The organism is Achromobacter sp. D10, from assembly GCF_035282245.1.
In the GTDB taxonomy this organism is placed as follows: Bacteria; Pseudomonadota; Gammaproteobacteria; order Burkholderiales; family Burkholderiaceae_B; genus Achromobacter; species Achromobacter insolitus.
The window spans coordinates 153,940-170,234 of record NZ_JAYJLE010000004.1; the positions used below are offsets into that span (position 1 = coordinate 153,940).

Sequence of the window (16,295 nt, forward strand, 5' to 3'; positions counted from 1 at the left end):
TGCCGTCCTTTTCCTTTCGAGATCAGGGGGCTGTATGCGTCGCGCGTCCGTTTTGCCTAGGAATATCCGCGGCTGGCTTTGGGCCAGCCTTTTTTTGTGGGTAGCCTGTTTCCTCCTGGCGCCGCAGGCCAGGGCGGAGTCCGCGGCCGAGCTCAGGCGGCAAGCGCAGGGTGCGCTGGATCGCCTGTACCAGCAGGAGCCCAAGACGCGCGTAATCGGCAACAAGGCGGTGGGTGTGCTGGTGTTCCCCCGCATCCTGAAGGGGGGGCTGCTGGTCGGCGCGGAAACCGGCGACGGCGCGCTCATCCGAGGCGGCAAGGTCCAGGCCTACTACAACATATCGGCCGTATCCTTCGGTCTTCAGGCCGGCGCGCAGGAGTTCAGCTATGCGCTGTTCTTCATGAACGAGCCGGCGATGCGGTACCTCGACCAGAGCGACGGCTGGTCGCTCGGCGCCGGCCCCAGCCTGGTCGTGGTGGACGACAGCTATGCCGCCAGCATTACCACCACCACCCTGAGCCAGGACGTGTACGCCGTGCCATTCGGGGGGCAGGGGCTGATGGCGGGCATGGGCCTGGAAGGGTCCAAGATCACCCGTACCCAACCGGACTGAAGCCAGGCGCCAGCCCGCCGCGGCTAGTCCAGCGTGATGCCGGCGCGGGCGGCCACTTCGGAAAAGGTGCGCAGTTCCTTCGTGATCTGCGCCCTGAACGCCGGCCCGGGCAAATAGACGGGATCCAGCGCCAGGTCCGCCACCGCTTTGCGCACCTGCGTATCTTCCATGATTTCCGCGACGGCGCGGCTCAGGGTGTCCACTACCGGGGCCGGCGTGCGCGCTGGCGCTACCAGCGCGTACCAGCCCACGAAGGAAACGTCCGCCATGCCGGCTTCCGCGAAGGTTGGCACGTCGGGCAGTTGCGGCATGCGGCGTTCCCCCGTCACGGCCAGCGCCCGGATCTTGCCGGCGCGGACCTGTGGCGCGGCGGAAGACACCGTGTCCACGCCCAGGTCGACCTCGCCGCCTATCATGGCCGTGACCAACTGCGCGCTGCCCTTGTAGGGTACCGGCAACATCTTGGCGCCCGCGGCCTCGGCGTACATCTCGCCCGCCAGGTGCGGCGCGGATCCAGGGCCGAAGGTGCCGTACATCAGGCCGCCCTTGGCGCTTTGCTGCCGGGCCAGCGCGGCCGCTTCCTGCACGGTGCCGGCCGCAAGGCCGTTCTTGGCCAGCAACACCACGGGCGCCATGGCGACGATGGCGATGTGTTCATAGCTCTTTTGCGGGTCGTAGGGCAGGCCGGGCTTGAGCGCCGGAAGCACGGTGTAGGTCGTGCTGCCCGACAGCATCAAGGTGTAGCCGTCAGGTTGCGCGCGCGCCGCCGTTTCCGCGCCGATCACGGTGGATGCGCCAGGGCGGTTCTCCACGATGACTGGCTGGCCGAACTTGCCGGACAGCTTGTTGGCCAGCAGACGCGCCACGGCGTCGGTTGCGCCGCCAGGCGTGAAGGGGACGACGATCTTGATCGCTTGTTCGGGATAGGCGGCGTGGACGGCGCCCGAATGCGCGAGCGCGGCAAGGCTTGCGGCCGCCAGGGCGGCGCGGAATTTGACGGTCATGACGGAGATCCCGTTCGGGTGAAGTTGGAAGACGGGCTGGCGGCCGCCTGGCGCAGGGCGCCGCCCTGGTCGCCCAGGTCCCAGAACAGGCCGGCCATGATGGCCAGCCCCTCGCGTGCGACGCTGCCCAGCAGGTGTTCGTTCGGAGCGTGCTGCGCGCAGGCGGGATAGGAATGCGGCACCCACAGCGTGGGCAGGCCGAGCTGGTCGGCGAAGATGTCATTGGGCAGGGATCCGCCCAGATTCGGCAGCAACGCCGGGCGCTTGCCGGTACTGCGTTCCAGCGATGCGGCGGCCCAGCGCACCCAAGGATTGTCGGGCGAGAGGCGGGTGGCGCCGGCCTGCATGCCGATGCGTACCTGGATGTCCTCGAAGCCCGCGGCGCGCAGGTGTTCCCGCACGTGCGTCTGCAGCGCCTGCCAGTCCGTGCCGACCACGAAACGCAGCTGGCACCAGGCCACCGCCTCGGGCGGTATGGCGTTGACCGGCTTGGCCGGATCACCGGCGCCGAAGGTCAGGACGTCCAGGCTGTTCCAGCCGAACACTTTTTCCGGCGCGCTCAGGCCAGGCTCGCCCCACCAGGCGTTGATATCCGGATCGTCCTCGCCGCCGCCCACTTCCAGGTCGGCCAGCGCTGCGGCCACCGCGGCGGGGATGGGGGGCGGACGCAGGCCGGGCACGGTGATCCGGCCGCGCGCGTCGACCATCGAGGCGATCGCGTGTGCCAGCACGATGGCCGGGTTGGCGAGCAGGCCGCCCCAGTTGCCCGAGTGATAGCCTCGTTCGCGCGCCTTCAGTTTCAGTTCGAAGTTCACGGCGCCGCGCGAACCCATGAAAAGGGTCGGGCGCTGCGCGCTCAGGCGCGGACCGTCGCTGGCGATGAAGACGTCAGCCGCCAGCGCGTCGCGCTGCGCCTCGCAGAAGGCGGCCAGCCCGGGAGACCCGGCTTCCTCGCCTGTCTCGATCAGCCAGATCGTGTTGAAGCCCAGCGCGCCGCCGCGCGCGGCGATGACCTGGCGCAAGGCTTCCAGGTTGATGCTGTGCTGGCCCTTATTGTCCGCCGTGCCGCGCCCGTACCAGCGGTCGCCCTCGACCTGCAGGCGCCAGGGATCGCGGCCCGCTTCCCATTTGGAAGCGTTGCCGCGCACCACGTCGCCGTGCCCATACATCAGCACAGTTGGCAGGCCAGCCTGTTCGATGCGGCGCGCAACCAGGATCGGCAGGTCGGCGCCGGAAGGGTTGGAATGCACCTCACAGGCAAAGCCCAGCTCCTTGAGCCGGGGCGCCAGTTCTTCGTTCAAATAGGCATGCTGGGCCGGGGCCTGGTCCGGCACCTCGCTTTCCGTCGCGTAGGCGACGCGGCGGGCCAGCGCGGCGCGCAAGTCGCCATTGTCATAGGCTTGAACGGCTTGGAGTAGGGCTTGTTCGCGTGTCACGTCGGCGCCTGCGATGCTGAGGGAGGCACAAAGTTATTACGCTTCACCACATGCCACAATTAGATAATTAGCATTATTTCGTTGCTATAAAGGCATGGATCAAGGGGGCGGTCATGATTTCATTGGGCTTGAGATACTTCCTGGAAGTTGCGCGCTGCGGTTCCATTGCCGGCGCGGCCGCAGAGCAGCATGTGGCGGCATCGGCCATCAGCCGACAGATCGCCAAGCTAGAGGACGGACTGGGCATTGCGCTGTTCGAGCGTCAGGCGCGCGGCATGGAATTGAGCGAGGCAGGCCGCCAGTTGGCTGCCTACGCCAATGCGGCGGCGCTTGAGGCCGAGCGCGTCACGACGGAGATCCGCCAGCGCAGCCACCTGGGCGACGTCACCATACGGCTGGCCTGCACCGAGGGCTTTGCGCATCGCTTCCTGCCCATGTGCATGGCCGAATTCAAGCAGGTCCGGCCTGAAGCCCGCTTCCATTTGCACGTGGAGCGGCCCGAAGAGGTCAGCCGCCAGATCCTGGAAGGGCTGTCGCAGCTGGCGCTGCGCTACACCACCGCGCAGGACGACCGTCTCAAGACCGAACTGCTGGTGCGCGCCCCGGTGTACGCGGTCATGTGCCGGCATCATCCGCTGGCCGGCCGGCGCAGCCTCAGCATGCGCGACCTGACGAAAGTGCCGCTGTCCTTGGGCGACCACGGCACTACGGTGCGGCAGTTGTTCGACGCCGCTTGCGCCAATGCGGGACTGCATATCGAGCCCGCGTATGTGTCCAACCATTCCGCGGCCTTCCTGCCCATGCTGCCGGGCAGCGACATCGTGGCGCTGTCGGGCTACCTGACGCTATTGGGGCAGCGGGACGGAGAGGCCCTGGTCGCGGTGCCGTTCAGCAATCCGGAGATGCGGCAGCGCAGTATCCAGGTCCTGACCCTGCAGGGCCGGACCCTGCCAGCGCTGGCCAGGGAGTTCCTGGAGTTCATGGCGCGCCGGCTGACGGCCACGCCCAAGGCGCCGGAGGCAGAGGCCTAGGGGGCCGCGGCAGGCGGCCCCGGGGGCTGGCGTCAATCCAGCGAGATATTGGCCTGCTTGACCACAGCCGCAAAGCGCGCAGCGTCCGCGTCGCGGGCCTGCGCCAACGCGGCCGAGTCCTCCGGCCAGGCATCAAAGCCATAGGTGTCGAAGCGCTTGCGCACAGCAGGGGCGACCACGGCCTGGGAAATGGCGGCGTTGATGCGCTTGATCACGGGCTCCGGCGTGCCCTTGGGCGCGAACGCGGCGACCCAGGTCTTGAGCTCGAAATCCTTGGGGCCGCCGGCTTCGCTGACCGTCGGTACGTCCGAATACGAGCCCAGGCGCGATGGCGCGGCCAGCGCCAGCAGCTTGACCCGTTTGGCCTGGTACAGATTCTGGACCGTGGCGGCCGTGCCGAAGGCCCAGTCCACTTCGCCGTTCGCTACCGCGGTATAGAGCTGGGCCAGGTCCTTGAACGGGACATGCGTCATGCTGGTCTGCGTGGCGGTCTGGAACATGGACGTGCCCACGTGCGCCACGCTGCCCATGCCCCAGGTGCCGTAGGTCAGCTTGCCGGGTTGGGACTTGGCCGCTGCGATCAGATCGGTAACGCTGTTCCATGGGGAAGAGGCCGACACCACCATGAAGAAATGCGTGGTGTAGATCGGCGCCACGGGCACAAAGTCGGCTACGGGGTCGAAGGGAAGGTTGCGGTAGAGCTGCGGTTGCAGCGTCATGTGGGTGTTGTCCACGACGGCCAGCGAGTAGCCATCGGGCGTGGCGCGCTTGACCTCGCCGATTGCCAGCCAGCCATTGGCGCCGGGCTTGTTCTCCACAATGAGCGGCTGCTTCCATGCCGAGGTGAGCTGTTCGCCCAGCATGCGGGCGACCGCGTCGGGGCCGCTGCCGACCGAGTACGGCAGCACAATGCGCACCGGCCGTTCGGGGTATTTGTCGGATTGGGCCTGTGCCGCGGCGCAGGCCAGGGCGCCGGTCAGCGCCATGCTCCAGAGGGTTTTCTTCATGTCTCCTCCACTATCCATGGATGGTTGCGGCGCCTTGGGGCGTCGCTTATGTTTGGGCCGAAAGCGCGGGGAAATACGCGCCCGGGCCGGTCGTCACGGCAAGGTTTGTGCAAGTCGGGTCAGGTCAGGGCTGCGGCCTCCGGATGCAGTGCCTCGTAGGCCGCGGCGAAGCCCGGATCGCGCTGGCGCAGGTCTTCATGGCTGACCTGGCCGGTGCGGCGCATGTAGTCGTAGACGAAGGACACCGGATCCAGGTCCATCTTCGTCGCCACGTTCTCGTACCAGTCCAGGCTGCGCGCGGCAGCCGCCTGGAAGTTGGCGGAAGCAGGGCGGCGCTGCGTCTCGAAATGCGCGAAGGCGGCCTGCGCGTCGTCGGGATGCTGCGCAAGCCCTTGATGCAGCGCAATCGCATCTTGCATCGCCATGCGGGTGCCGGACCCGAGCGAAAAATGCACCGTGCGCAAGGCATCGCCCAGCAGCACGATATTGCGGTGCGACCAGCGTTCGTTGCGCACGATGTTCGCCTCGAACCATAGCGAACGGTTGCTGAGCAGTTCGTTTGCGCCCAGGTCGGCGCGGAACACGTCGGCGCAGTAGCGGCGGCTTTCGTCTTCGCTGGCGGTGTCCAGGCCTGCCCGTTGCCAGGTTTCGGGGTCGACTTCCACCAGGAAGGTGCTCAGATCCTTGCTGTACTGGTAGCTGTGCGCGATGAAGATGCCGTGGCCGGTATCGCGGAAGATCAGCGACACGGGATGGAAGCGCTGGCGCGTGCCGTACCAGGCGAACTTGTTGCGGCGGCGTTCGAAGCTGGGGCGGAAGTGTTCGGCGAATTGCTTGCGCACGGCGCTGTTGCTGCCGTCGGCGGCCACGACCATGTCCACTTCCGAGGCCAGCCGTTCCACGTCCTCGATCCGTTGTTCGTGCAGGATACGCACCCCGGCCTCCAGGCAGGCCTTTTCCAGGACTGCCAGCATGTCGATGCGGGCCGTGCGCGAGAAATGGTTGCCTTGCACCTGGACGCGGGCGCCCTGATGGATGATCTCCATGTAGTCACAGCGTTCATGGTGCGCGACGAAGGCCCGGAAGAAGTCCGGGTCGGCCTCGCGCAGGAAGGACAGGCCAATGTCCGAGAACACCACGCCCCAGCCGTAAGTGGCGCCGCGCGGGTTCTGTTCATACACGGTGATCTCGTGCTCCGGGGCATGCTTTTTTGCAAGCAGCGAAAAATACAGGCCCGCGGGGCCCGCTCCGATGACGGCGATCTTCATTTTTCCTGACTCCTGTTTGCTTCGGCCTGCAGGCAGGCTTCCTGATAGGACTGCAGCGCGCCGCGCAGGGCGGCGGGCACTTCGATGGCGCGGCGTTCGCCCCGCGCCACGCAGATCGGGGTCAGCCTGGCGTCGAAGGCGGGCTGGCCCCGCACGCTACCGGCGACGTGCAAGGTGTAGGTGCGGGTGCGGATCTCCTCGACCCTGACGCACATGTCGAATTCCTCGTCGGGCCAGAGCGAGGCCTGGAAGTCGAAAGACAGCGCGCGCGTAGGTGTGCCGAAGCCATGTTCGTCCTTGATGCGTTGCGGCGTGCCATTGAAAAGTTGACCGTAGAACAGCTCGGCGGCCGACAGCACGTATTCGCCGAAGGTCACGGTGTAGACGACGCCGGCAGGGTCGCAGTCTCCCCATTTGACGCGGCGGCGCACGATGAACGGCGTCTCGCTGACGACGTGCTCAGTGCTGGTCATTGCTGGTCTCCTCGGGCCCGGGCGGCCTCCTGGTTGAGCATTTCCGCAACCGTCTGGCGCAAGGCGGCCTTGTCGAGCTTGCCAACCTTGGTGACGGGGAAGGCGTCGATCTGTTCGATGCGTTCCGGGCATTTGTATTTGGCGAGTCCCTGGCTGGTGAGGAAATCCGCCAGTTCGGTCAGGCTGGGAGCGGCCTGGCCGGGCCTCACGATGATGAAGATGCAGCCTTTTTCGCCATAGAACGGGTCGGGCATGGCCACCAGGCGCGCCTCCGAAATTGCGGGATGGGCGCCCACCAGCGCCTCGACTTCCTCGCAGCCGATCTTCTCGCCGCCGCGGTTGATGTTGTCGCGCAGGCGGCCTTCGAAGGCGTAGCAGGTGGCGCCATCCACCACGCGCGCCGTCATCATGTCGCCAGTGCGGTAAAAGCCGTCGGAGGTATACGCCGCCGCGTTGGCTGCCGGCGCGTCGAAGAAACCCGGCAGGGTGGCGGGTCCGCGAAAGCACAACTCTCCCATCTGGCCGTCCCCGACGGGCTCTTCCGTGCCGGGCGCCAGCAGGCGGATCTCGTCCTCCGGGCAGCCCGAGCGGCCCTGGGTGTGGTGGCGCTCGTACTCGGACGCGTCGGCGGGGGATCCCAGGAGCAAGCCTTCCGTGATGCCGAACAGGTTGGAGCACGGCACGTTCAGGTGGGCTTCGAGCCGGTCCGCCGCGCTCATGGTGATGAACAGACGCAGGCTGGACAGGTCATAGCGCGCCAGGTCGGCGAAGGCCATGATCTGCGGGGCTATGGGCCCGATGGACATGGCGCGCGTGACGCGATGGCGTTCGATCAGCTCCAGCATGCGCGGCACGTCGACCCGGGGCATCAGCACCGCGGACACGCCCATGGCTATTACCGGGATCAGCACATAGACCTGGGCCGCGTTGTGCAGCAAGGGCAGCGCCCAGATGATGCGGTCGTCATCCTGCATCTTGTAGCGGCGGGCGCAGGCCAGCGAATGGCCCAGGTATTCGGCATGGAAGCGCGGGATGATCTTGGGCATGCCGGTCGTGCCGCCCGACAGCTGGAAGCTCAGCACGTCTTCGCAGCCCGGGCCCCGCTCCGCCAGGATGCGGCGGGCATCGGCCAGCGGCATGGCGTCCATAAGGTTGCGCAGGGATATGCCGTGCGGGGTGTCGCCGCGCGCCACGATCAGGTGTTCCAGCGTGTCGCTGGCGGCCAGCATGCCGGCGGCGAAGGCGGGCAGGTCGAACTTGCCGAAATCGGCTTGCACGAAGTATCCGCGAGCGCGGGTCTGGCGCGTGAGCTGGCCGATTTCCAGTTCGCGATGCTGCGGCAGCGAACAGACGGGGACGATCCCGGCCTTGTAGCAGGCAAGCAGCGCCAGCGCCGTTTCCAGCGTGGTTCCCATCTGGAATATCGCTCGGTCCGAGGGCGCCAGGCCCAGCCTGAGCAAGGCGGCCGCCAGCCTGTCGGTCTGTTCGTCCAATTCCCGGAAGCTGAGGCTGCCTTCGTCGAAGATCAGCGCGGTGCGCTCAGGGCACCGGCGGGCGGTGGCCTGCAGCGCCGCGCCCACGGTCGAGCGTTCCCAGGCGCCGCTGGCGAAGTACTGGCGGGCACGTTCGGGATGGTGATAGATCACGCCCTCTATGGGGTGGCGTATATCTCGCATGATTGTCTCCTCCAGGCCCGTGTCTCAGTGGCGCGCGGACGAGATCCGGACGCGGTCGCGGTCCAGGACGTCGATCGTGCCGCTTACGCCGCCGGTGAACAAGCCATACCAGACGGCCGGCTTGAGCCCCAGGGTCTTGCGCTGGAATTCCACCGTGCCGTCGGCGACGATGCAGTCGAAATGTTCGCCCGGCACGACGGTGCAGTTTTCGCGTGCCGAGGCGTCCTGCACCAATGAAGAGAATTCCTCGACGCGCGGCACGAAGATCCGCACGCGGGATCCGGCGGCGTCATCCGTCAGTTCCAGCCGTTCCTCCAACAACGCCGCCTTGCGCGACCAGATGTCGTCGATGTGCTGGATCCTGCCGCCGGCCGATTCCGCGTCGGCTTCTGCCTGCATGGCCGCGCGCAGCGTCAGGTCGGCGTCGATAGCGTCGACCTCGCCCAGCGGGCGCAATTTGCGCGTGAATTCGATGAAGTAGCCGTTGGGGTCGCGCACGTAGATGGATTCGATTACCTCATGGCGGGTCTCCACGGAGACTTCGAGCCCGGCATCCTGCAATTTCTGTTTCCAGGCCTTGAGCTCGTCCTCGCTTTCAACCAACCAGGCGGTATGCGTGGCGTCGAACACGTGGTCTTCCGGCAGTGGCCGCATGTTGCTGCGTCCGTGCAGCGCCTCGGGTTCGTCCGAACCGAGGTAATAGAAGAACGCAATCGTGCTGCCCTGGCCGCTGTCAAAAAAGAAGTGCAGGAAATCCGGATGTGTCGCGGGGCCCCAGCCGCGCGCCGAGATCACATGGACCAGCGGCAGGCCGAGTATGTCGCGATAGAACGCGACCGTTTCGCGCAGGCGCCAGGTGGGCCGCGCCGTATGGTCCACGCCGTGCAGGCGCAGCGGGGCGGGGGTATTGGGGGTTGCAGTCATGGCTTGCTCCGTCGGCATTCGGATTACAGGAAACGCGTGCGCAGCCAGGCGGCCAGCTCGCGGCCAGCGGCGTAGCGTCCCGGCTCTTCACTGTCAGCCAGGGCGCGGCCGTGATGGTCGCCCCGGATGCGCAGGTGGGTCTTGTCGGGCGCGGGGATGGCGTCGTGGATGGCACGCACGTCGGAAGGGAAACAGGCCTGGTCTCCGGTGTATTCGATGATCAGGGTGGGTTGATTGATACCGCTGGCGGTGCGCGCCATGCTGGCGTTGGAAGACAGGCCGGACCAGGTCGACAACCAGCTTTCGGGCGTGCAGAAACGGGCGAAGCCGACGGCGCCGTAGTTCGATGCGTAAGGGTCCTTGCCCCACAGAGAGCCCGGGTGGCGGTCGGAAGGATCCAGGCTCAGGTCCAGGCAACGCAGGTCGGCATCGGTGCGCCAGACCACCAGCACAGGCGTGTGCGCGGCCTGGCGCCGGCGCTCGGCGGACGCATCGGCGCCGCTCTTGACGTCGGCGCGGGCAGCCAGGCGGTCGGCGATGAGCTGCCGCGCGAGCGTATCCAGCCGGGCCACCCGGTCGCGCTGCGCCTGGCGGTAGCGCGTCACGAATGCCGGCGCGTAGCGCGCCTGGCCCTTGGGCCGGTAGCCGTTGTCCGGCGAGAGCGGATCGAGTTCCGGCATGATCGAGAGCGCATCGTTCTCGTCGGCGACGGACGGATCGATGCAGTTCAGCAGCAGCGAGCCTTGGCCGGGGTGGGGGCCAACTAGCACCAGGCCGTGTACCTCGGGCATGTCCAGTTCATCCAGGCCGCTGGACTTTCCGCCCGGCGTGCGGGCGACGCGTTCGGAGGCCGGCAGGCCGGCCTGCTGCGCATAGTAGGCATACAGGCCCGCGCCGCCGGAATTGCCCAGCAACACGATCTTCTTGAATCCCTGGTCGCGCAGGAAACGCAGGCCTGCGGCCACGTCCTGCAATGCCAGTTCATGTTCCAGCCTGAGGTCGTTGCCGACGGAACGGGCGCCTTGCGACCAGGCGGCAATACCGGCGCCGACGATGTCCGGAATCAGGTAATGGCAGGCCATGAATTCCCGCGGATGCATGACGCAGACCACGGTATCGGGGCGCGCGCCGGCCGGCTGGTACAGCGATCCAGAGGTGGCGGCGCCGTCCGCCGTGCGCAGCACGACGTTGCGGGTCGAGGCGCCGGCGGGCAGGTCGCGGGGGTTCCAGTCGGTGTTGAGAAAGCCGGCGGTGATCTGGCTGGAGGGGGCGGCGGTAGTCACATTCGTCTCCTGGGGCGATGGTCCGTGGACCTCGGTTTTGACGTATTAGACGAATATTTGACTTTAGTGTCAATTAAATTTAAAAAATTGACAGCGGCGTCAAAAATGAGGGACCCAAGAGCGGGAAAGTGTGGACGGGCGCGGCCTGGGACCGAATGGCCCCATGCCATAATTTCGGGACGGGACCGTCCCGGACGGTCTATTCGAGGAACATCGCAACGTGAACGACGCAAGCACCAAGGGAGCGCTGAAGGGCGAAGCGCTGCGCACCGCCATACTCGACGCCGCGGCCACGCTTTTCATCAAGCGCGGCACGGGCGGCACCAGCATCCAGGATATTGCCGAGTCCCTGGGCCTGAGCCGCACCGCCGTCTATTACTATTTCAAGAGCAAGGACGCGATCCTGCGTTCGCTGACCGAAGACGTGCTGAGCGCGGCCAAGAAAATGGCCGGCGAGACCGCAACGCGCGAGGACCTGGACCCTGTCGAGGCGCTGCGCGCCCTGGTCACGCAACACGCCGACCTGATCCTGTCGCGCACCGCCGAATTCCGCGTGGCCGACCGGACCGAGGCCGACATGACGCCCAAGCAGCGCGCGGCCGTGCAGGCCTCGCGCCGCAACGTTCTGGAGAATTTCAGCCGGGTCATCGAAAACGGCATACGCGACGGCCAGTTCCGCATGGTCGATCCACACGTTGCGGCATTCAGCCTCATCGGCATGTGCAACTGGTCGGCCTGGTGGTACAAGCCGGATGGCCGCCTGAGCCGAGCCGAAGTCGCGGCCATCATGGCCGACATGGCCGTGCAATCGTTGCTGCGCGACGCATCCCGGCGTCCTCGGTCGCCAGACGTGCGCGAGTCCTTGCGGCTGGTGCGGGAGGATCTGGACTACCTGGAAAAGCTGGTGCTGCCTGGCGGGCCGCAGCCTTGATTTCTAATGCGCTGGCTTCAGCCCCCCGTTCATGGGCAGATACCTTGAGCCGGTGGCCGGACGGAGGGATCCGAAGCGCAGCCCCACCGGGGCGAGCATCGGAATCCCGCAGTCCGGGCGCCGGCGACTCAAGAACCCTGTCTCACAAAACTGAATCGTTAGGGCTTCGAGCTTGCGGATGCCGGAGTTCATTAGCCGCTGAGGCTGCCCTGCGCCATTCCGATGCTCGCCCCGGTGGGGCTGCGCTTCGGATGGCTCCGGGGTCCTCGGCTGGCAGTCGCCTGATGCATTGGCTTTAGATCCCGTTCATGGGCAGATGCCGTAAGCCGGTGGCCGGACGGAGGGATCCGAAGCGCAGCCCCACCGGGGCGAGCATCGAAATCCCGCAGGCCGGACGCCGGCGACTCAAGAACCCTGTCTCACAAAACGGGTTCTCTTGTACTGCCTGGCCGCAGCAGCGCCCGCCGCGCCCGGGTCCGCTAGCCCACTTTCCCGGTCAGACGCCGCGCCGCTTCCTGCACCGCGGCCAGGTGCGCGGCGACGTAGCGGTGGACGGGCGCGGTTAGCGTCACCGCAGCGGCAATGTCGCCGTTGAGCAGGAAGACGGGAACGGATATACCCGCCACTTCCGCCAGGCGGTCGCCCATGGCGGCGAAGTAGCCATCGGCCCGGATGCGGGCATACAAGTCCTGTTCGGGCCCCGGTGCCCGGCCACGCACCGGGTCGTAGGCAGTCAGGACGCGTCCGCCGCTGCCGCGATCCAGCGGCAGCAGATCGCCGGCCCGGATATGGTCGCGCACGGGGTGCGGCGAATCCACGCGGTACAGGCACAGGCGCGCATCGCCCTGGCGGACGTGATAGGCCGCGCTTTCACCTGTGGCCGCGACCAGGTCACGCAACACCGGCACGACCACCTGCTCAAGTGAAAACGACGCTGCGTAAATGCCATGCAAGCGCGCGATTTCCCCGCCCAGGGCATAGCGCCCGTCGTCCAGGCGCTGAATCCAGCGGGCGTGCTCCAGCGAGGCCAGCAGCCGCAAGACCGTGCTTTTGTACAGGCGAGTGCGGTCGGCCAGCTCGCTTAGCGACAGGGCCTTGTCGCCGGGCGCAAACACTGACATCAAACTCAGCGCGCGGTCCACCGCGGCCACGCCGCCTTGCGCGGCGTCGGTGTCGGCGAGCGATTCCGTGGCGGCTTTACGCGGCATGCGCGCCTCCGGCAGGTCGATCCACAAGCAGGGCCATATTCCATCCTTTAGAACGAATCCGGGCATTGTAGGCGTTGCCCCGGCGGGGGGATCGTGGTTTTCCCTGGATGCTCGGCGCTTGACAGGCCTAAGTGCTGGATTTGATAATTCTATCTAAAGAAACGTCATTCTATAAGATAGAATTTATGGAGGCACCCAACCATGACGACGCACCCCGCCCAAGCGCCTGAGGTCTTGATCAGCGAAGTCGGCCCGCGCGACGGCCTGCAATCGGTCAAGACAACGATGCCGACGGCGGACAAGCTGCGCTGGATCGATGCACTGGTCGCGGCCGGCGTGCGCGAGATCGAAGTCGCTTCTTTCGTGCCGGCCCGCCTGCTGCCCCAGATGGCGGACGCCGCCGAAGTAGTGCGCCATGCGCTGCGCCACGAAGGGCTGACGGTCATGGCCCTGGTGCCCAATCTGCGCGGCGCGGAGGCGGCGCTGCGGGCTGGCGTGCACAAACTCACCATGCCGGTCTCGGCCAGCCGCGAGCATTCGCTGGCCAATGTGCGCAAGACGCCCGAGGCGATGGTGGATGAGGTGCGCGCGATCGCCCGGCTTCGTGACGAGCTGGCTCCCGGGGTGAAGCTTGAGGCTGGCATTTCGACGGCCTTCGGCTGCACGCTGCAGGGCAAGGTGCCGGAGGACGACGTCATCCGCCTGGCCGCGCTATGCGTTGCCGCGGGCGCAGACGAATCCGGGCTGTCGGACACCGTGGGCTATGCCAACCCCGCGCAGGTGCGCCGGTTGTTCCGCCGCTTGCGGATTGAACTGGGAGAAAAGGCCGGCGCGGCCCACATGCACAACACGCGCGGTCTGGGCCTGGCCAATTGCCTGGCGGCATGGGAGGAAGGCGTGCGCACGTTCGACAGCTCGCTGGGCGGACTGGGCGGCTGCCCCTATGCGCCGGGCGCTTCGGGCAACGTTGTGACTGAAGACCTCGTGTTCATGTTCGAGGCCATGGGCGTGCGTACCGGCATAGGCCTGGATGACATCGTGGCCGCGCGCGCGCCGCTGGCCGCTGGCCTGCCGGGCGAGCCGCTGTATGGCATGACCCCGGACGCCGGCTTGCCCAAAGGATTCGTTCCGCAGCCTTGACGGCTCGTCGGCCCGCAGGCCTGGAACCACGGGGCGTTCGCCAGGAGGGCGCCTTGCCCGAAACGCGCGGCTGTACCGGCTTTCCCGGGCCGGCCGTCACTTGCAGAAGAAGCACACTCATGTCCAAGCAACGCCTTCCCTACGAACACATCCGTGTCGTCGAATTCACCCACATGGTCATGGGCCCCACCTGCGGCATGTTGCTGGCCGACCTGGGCGCGGAAGTCATCAAGATCGAACCCGTGGGGGGCGACAGCACGCGCCGCTTGCTGGGGTCGGGAGCGGGCTTCTTCCCCATGTTCAACCGCAACAAGAAGAGCATCGCCCTGGACCTCAAGCAACCCGAAGGAATCGAAGCGGCGTTGCGCCTGATCGATTCCGCCGACATCGTCAGCGAGAACTTCAAGGCGGGCGTCATGGAGAAGCTGGGTCTGGACTATGCCACGCTCAAACAGCGCAATCCCCGCCTCATCTACGTGAGCCACAAGGGTTTCCTGCCCGGTCCTTACGAGCACCGGACGGCGCTGGACGAGGTCGTCCAGATGATGGGCGGCCTGGCCTACATGACGGGCCGGCCCGGCGATCCGTTGCGCGCGGGGGCCAGCGTCAACGACATCATGGGCGGCATGTTCGGGGCCATCGGCGCCATGGCAGCGCTGGCCCAGCGCGAGCAGACAGGCGTGGGCACGGAGGTGCAGGCCTCGCTGTTCGAGAACAACGTATTCCTGGTGGGTCAGCACATGATGCAGTACGCCGTCACCGGCCGCGCGGCCGCTCCCATGCCCAGCCGGATTTCAGCCTGGGCCATCTACGACGTGTTCACCGTCAAAGGCGGCGAGCAGATCTTCCTGGCAGTGGTGAGCGACAAGCAGTGGGGCATCTTCTGCCGCGCCTTCGGCCTGGCCGAGCTGCTGGCCGACCCCCGCCTGGCCAGCAACAACGACCGTGTGCAGGCGCGCGATTGGCTGATGCCGCAATTGCGTTCGCACCTCGCGGACCGCGGCGCGGACGAGCTCGCGGCGGTGTTCGAACGCGAAGGGCTGCCGTTCGCCCCGATCACGCGGCCCGAGCAGTTGTTCGAGGATCCGCATCTTGCGGCGACGGGCGGCCTGGCGCCCATCACCCTGGAAGACGGACGCCAATCCCGCGTGCCGCTCGCTCCTTTCACGCTGGGCGGCGTCCAGCCCGGAATACGCCTGCAGCCGCCTGCGGTGGGCGAACACACCGACGCGCTGCTGCGCGGCGTCGGCTATCGCGACGATGAAATCGCGGCCTTGAAAGCAAGGCAAATTACACAAGGAGACTAACCATGATCACGCTATCCCGCCGCGCCTTCCTGGGCGCCGCGCTTTGCGCCGCGGCCATGCCGCTGCGCGCCCAGACGGCGCGCGCCTATCCGGACGGCCGGCCCGTGCGCCTCATCGTTCCCTATACGCCTGGCGGCGGCACGGACTCGGTGGCGCGCGCCATTGCGGCCAAGGTCACGGCAATGGCCGGGTGGTCGGTCGTGGTGGAAAACCGACCGGGCGCGGGCGGCAACATCGGCATGGATTTCGTGGCCAAGGCCAAGCCTGACGGTTTCATGCTGGGTCTGGGGCAGACCGCCAACCTGGCCATCAATCCCGCCCTGATGCCGCAGATTCCCTTTGACGCCGAAAAGGACTTTGCCGCGGTGTCGTTGATCGCCTCGCTGCCGGTGGTGCTGGTGGTCAAGGCCGATGCGCGCTGGCAGACCCTGGCCGATCTGATCAAGGACGCGCGCGCCGAACCCGGCGCCATCAAGCAGGCCCTGGCGGGTTCCGGCACGGTGGGCCATCTGGCCGGCGAACTGCTCGCCTATCAAGGCAAGTTCCAGGTGCTGAACGTGCCTTATCGTGGCGCGGCGCCCGCGCTCAATGATCTTCTGGGCGGCAACACCGACTATATGTTCGCCACGCCGCAGGCCGCGCAGGAAATGCTCAAGGGCAAGGTCTTGCGGCCCTTGGCCGTCAGTTCCCGCGCGCGCCTGGCCATCCTTCCAGACGTGCCCACCGTGGCCGAATCGGGCTACGAGGGATTCGAGGCGCTGGACTGGAAGGCGCTGGTTGCGCCGGCAGGCACGCCGCCCGAGGTAGTCAAAGCCATCAATGCGGTCGTGGAAAAAGTGCTGGCCGATCCGGCCACCGTGGCCATGTTCACCGCCGAAGGCAGCACGGCCATGGGCGGATCGCCGGAGTCCGCGCAGCGCTACATCCTGGACGAGCAGAAAAAGTGGGCGCGCCTGATACGCGAAGCCGGGATCCAGACAGCGGCATGAGGCGG

At 66.8% G+C, this 16,295-nt stretch carries 15 protein-coding genes; 6 read left to right on the plus strand and 9 right to left on the minus strand.

The features are described 5' to 3' along the window. Nucleotides 1–94 precede the first annotated feature (94 nt). A complete protein-coding gene (locus VCS63_RS13060; RefSeq protein ID WP_275300893.1) occupies nucleotides 95–613 on the plus strand; it encodes a YSC84-related protein in 519 nt (172 codons plus the stop codon). A 23-nt stretch (nucleotides 614–636) separates the two neighbouring features. Here VCS63_RS13060 and VCS63_RS13065 read toward each other — a convergent pair whose 3' ends face one another. Together VCS63_RS13065 and VCS63_RS13070 are read right to left on the minus strand one after the other, a co-directional pair. Next, the gene (locus tag VCS63_RS13065) at nucleotides 637–1,617 is read right to left on the minus strand and encodes a Bug family tripartite tricarboxylate transporter substrate binding protein (RefSeq protein ID WP_063640772.1); all 981 of its coding nucleotides are present in this window, start codon (nucleotides 1,615–1,617) and stop codon (nucleotides 637–639) included. Beyond that, entirely contained in the window at nucleotides 1,614–3,053 is a 1,440-nt protein-coding gene (locus VCS63_RS13070; protein WP_323879970.1) for a M20 family metallopeptidase, read from the minus strand. Before VCS63_RS13070 ends, VCS63_RS13065 begins: the two co-directional genes overlap by 4 nt. Nucleotides 3,054–3,166: 113 nt before the next feature. On the opposite strand from VCS63_RS13070, the gene VCS63_RS13075 reads away from it, so the two are divergent. Next, nucleotides 3,167–4,084: a LysR family transcriptional regulator gene (locus tag VCS63_RS13075; protein WP_076813202.1), complete on the plus strand. Its 918-nt coding sequence runs from the start codon at nucleotides 3,167–3,169 to the stop codon at nucleotides 4,082–4,084. A gap of 32 nt (nucleotides 4,085–4,116) precedes the next feature. Here the strand turns inward: VCS63_RS13075 and VCS63_RS13080 are convergent, their stop codons facing one another. The 6 genes from VCS63_RS13080 to VCS63_RS13105 form a co-directional block, all read right to left on the minus strand. Continuing rightward, complete coding sequence (locus VCS63_RS13080; protein WP_323879972.1) at nucleotides 4,117–5,091, minus strand: tripartite tricarboxylate transporter substrate binding protein; 975 nt, start codon at nucleotides 5,089–5,091, stop codon at nucleotides 4,117–4,119. A gap of 119 nt (nucleotides 5,092–5,210) precedes the next feature. Continuing rightward, entirely contained in the window at nucleotides 5,211–6,359 is a 1,149-nt protein-coding gene (locus tag VCS63_RS13085) for an FAD-dependent monooxygenase (RefSeq protein ID WP_063640769.1), read from the minus strand. After that, nucleotides 6,356–6,832: an acyl-CoA thioesterase gene (locus VCS63_RS13090; protein WP_042793413.1), complete on the minus strand. Its 477-nt coding sequence runs from the start codon at nucleotides 6,830–6,832 to the stop codon at nucleotides 6,356–6,358. Before VCS63_RS13090 ends, VCS63_RS13085 begins: the two co-directional genes overlap by 4 nt. Next, nucleotides 6,829–8,508: an AMP-binding protein gene (locus tag VCS63_RS13095; protein ID WP_164795013.1), complete on the minus strand. Its 1,680-nt coding sequence runs from the start codon at nucleotides 8,506–8,508 to the stop codon at nucleotides 6,829–6,831. Before VCS63_RS13095 ends, VCS63_RS13090 begins: the two co-directional genes overlap by 4 nt. Before the next feature lie 24 nt (nucleotides 8,509–8,532). Further along, nucleotides 8,533–9,432: a VOC family protein gene (locus VCS63_RS13100; RefSeq protein WP_063640767.1), complete on the minus strand. Its 900-nt coding sequence runs from the start codon at nucleotides 9,430–9,432 to the stop codon at nucleotides 8,533–8,535. A 23-nt stretch (nucleotides 9,433–9,455) separates the two neighbouring features. Then, nucleotides 9,456–10,715 (minus strand): alpha/beta hydrolase, encoded by a 1,260-nt coding sequence (locus VCS63_RS13105; RefSeq protein WP_164795014.1) that lies wholly within the window; start codon nucleotides 10,713–10,715, stop codon nucleotides 9,456–9,458. A gap of 220 nt (nucleotides 10,716–10,935) precedes the next feature. Here VCS63_RS13105 and VCS63_RS13110 point away from each other — a divergent pair, with 220 nt between their 5' ends. Beyond that, nucleotides 10,936–11,646 (plus strand): TetR/AcrR family transcriptional regulator, encoded by a 711-nt coding sequence (locus tag VCS63_RS13110; RefSeq protein WP_063959657.1) that lies wholly within the window; start codon nucleotides 10,936–10,938, stop codon nucleotides 11,644–11,646. 479 nt (nucleotides 11,647–12,125) lie between these two features. Here the strand turns inward: VCS63_RS13110 and VCS63_RS13115 are convergent, their stop codons facing one another. Continuing rightward, complete coding sequence (locus tag VCS63_RS13115; RefSeq protein ID WP_076817647.1) at nucleotides 12,126–12,854, minus strand: IclR family transcriptional regulator; 729 nt, start codon at nucleotides 12,852–12,854, stop codon at nucleotides 12,126–12,128. A 201-nt stretch (nucleotides 12,855–13,055) separates the two neighbouring features. Between VCS63_RS13115 and VCS63_RS13120 the strand changes: the two genes are divergently transcribed. From VCS63_RS13120 to VCS63_RS13130, 3 genes are all read left to right on the plus strand, one after another. After that, nucleotides 13,056–13,994 (plus strand): hydroxymethylglutaryl-CoA lyase, encoded by a 939-nt coding sequence (locus VCS63_RS13120; RefSeq protein WP_063640763.1) that lies wholly within the window; start codon nucleotides 13,056–13,058, stop codon nucleotides 13,992–13,994. A gap of 119 nt (nucleotides 13,995–14,113) precedes the next feature. Then, the gene (locus tag VCS63_RS13125) at nucleotides 14,114–15,301 is read left to right on the plus strand and encodes a CaiB/BaiF CoA transferase family protein (protein WP_149064662.1); all 1,188 of its coding nucleotides are present in this window, start codon (nucleotides 14,114–14,116) and stop codon (nucleotides 15,299–15,301) included. A 2-nt stretch (nucleotides 15,302–15,303) separates the two neighbouring features. After that, nucleotides 15,304–16,290 carry a Bug family tripartite tricarboxylate transporter substrate binding protein gene (locus VCS63_RS13130; RefSeq protein WP_076813212.1) on the plus strand — a complete coding sequence of 329 codons (987 nt, stop codon included), beginning with the start codon at nucleotides 15,304–15,306 and terminating at the stop codon, nucleotides 16,288–16,290. The last annotated feature ends 5 nt before the right edge of the window (nucleotides 16,291–16,295 follow it).

Excerpts from the sequence above, each read along its gene's own strand:
- VCS63_RS13065 (WP_063640772.1), bottom strand. The coding sequence starts at position 1,617 with ATGACCGTCAAATTCCGCGCCGCCCTGGCGGCCGCAAGCCTTGCCGCG.
- VCS63_RS13075 (WP_076813202.1), top strand. The coding sequence starts at position 3,167 with ATGATTTCATTGGGCTTGAGATACTTCCTGGAAGTTGCGCGCTGCGGT.
- VCS63_RS13080 (WP_323879972.1), bottom strand. The coding sequence starts at position 5,091 with ATGAAGAAAACCCTCTGGAGCATGGCGCTGACCGGCGCCCTGGCCTGC.
- VCS63_RS13085 (WP_063640769.1), bottom strand. The coding sequence starts at position 6,359 with ATGAAGATCGCCGTCATCGGAGCGGGCCCCGCGGGCCTGTATTTTTCG.
- VCS63_RS13090 (WP_042793413.1), bottom strand. The coding sequence starts at position 6,832 with ATGACCAGCACTGAGCACGTCGTCAGCGAGACGCCGTTCATCGTGCGC.
- VCS63_RS13095 (WP_164795013.1), bottom strand. The coding sequence starts at position 8,508 with ATGCGAGATATACGCCACCCCATAGAGGGCGTGATCTATCACCATCCC.
- VCS63_RS13100 (WP_063640767.1), bottom strand. The coding sequence starts at position 9,432 with ATGACTGCAACCCCCAATACCCCCGCCCCGCTGCGCCTGCACGGCGTG.
- VCS63_RS13115 (WP_076817647.1), bottom strand. The coding sequence starts at position 12,854 with ATGCCGCGTAAAGCCGCCACGGAATCGCTCGCCGACACCGACGCCGCG.
- VCS63_RS13120 (WP_063640763.1), top strand. The coding sequence starts at position 13,056 with ATGACGACGCACCCCGCCCAAGCGCCTGAGGTCTTGATCAGCGAAGTC.
- VCS63_RS13125 (WP_149064662.1), top strand. The coding sequence starts at position 14,114 with ATGTCCAAGCAACGCCTTCCCTACGAACACATCCGTGTCGTCGAATTC.
- VCS63_RS13130 (WP_076813212.1), top strand. The coding sequence starts at position 15,304 with ATGATCACGCTATCCCGCCGCGCCTTCCTGGGCGCCGCGCTTTGCGCC.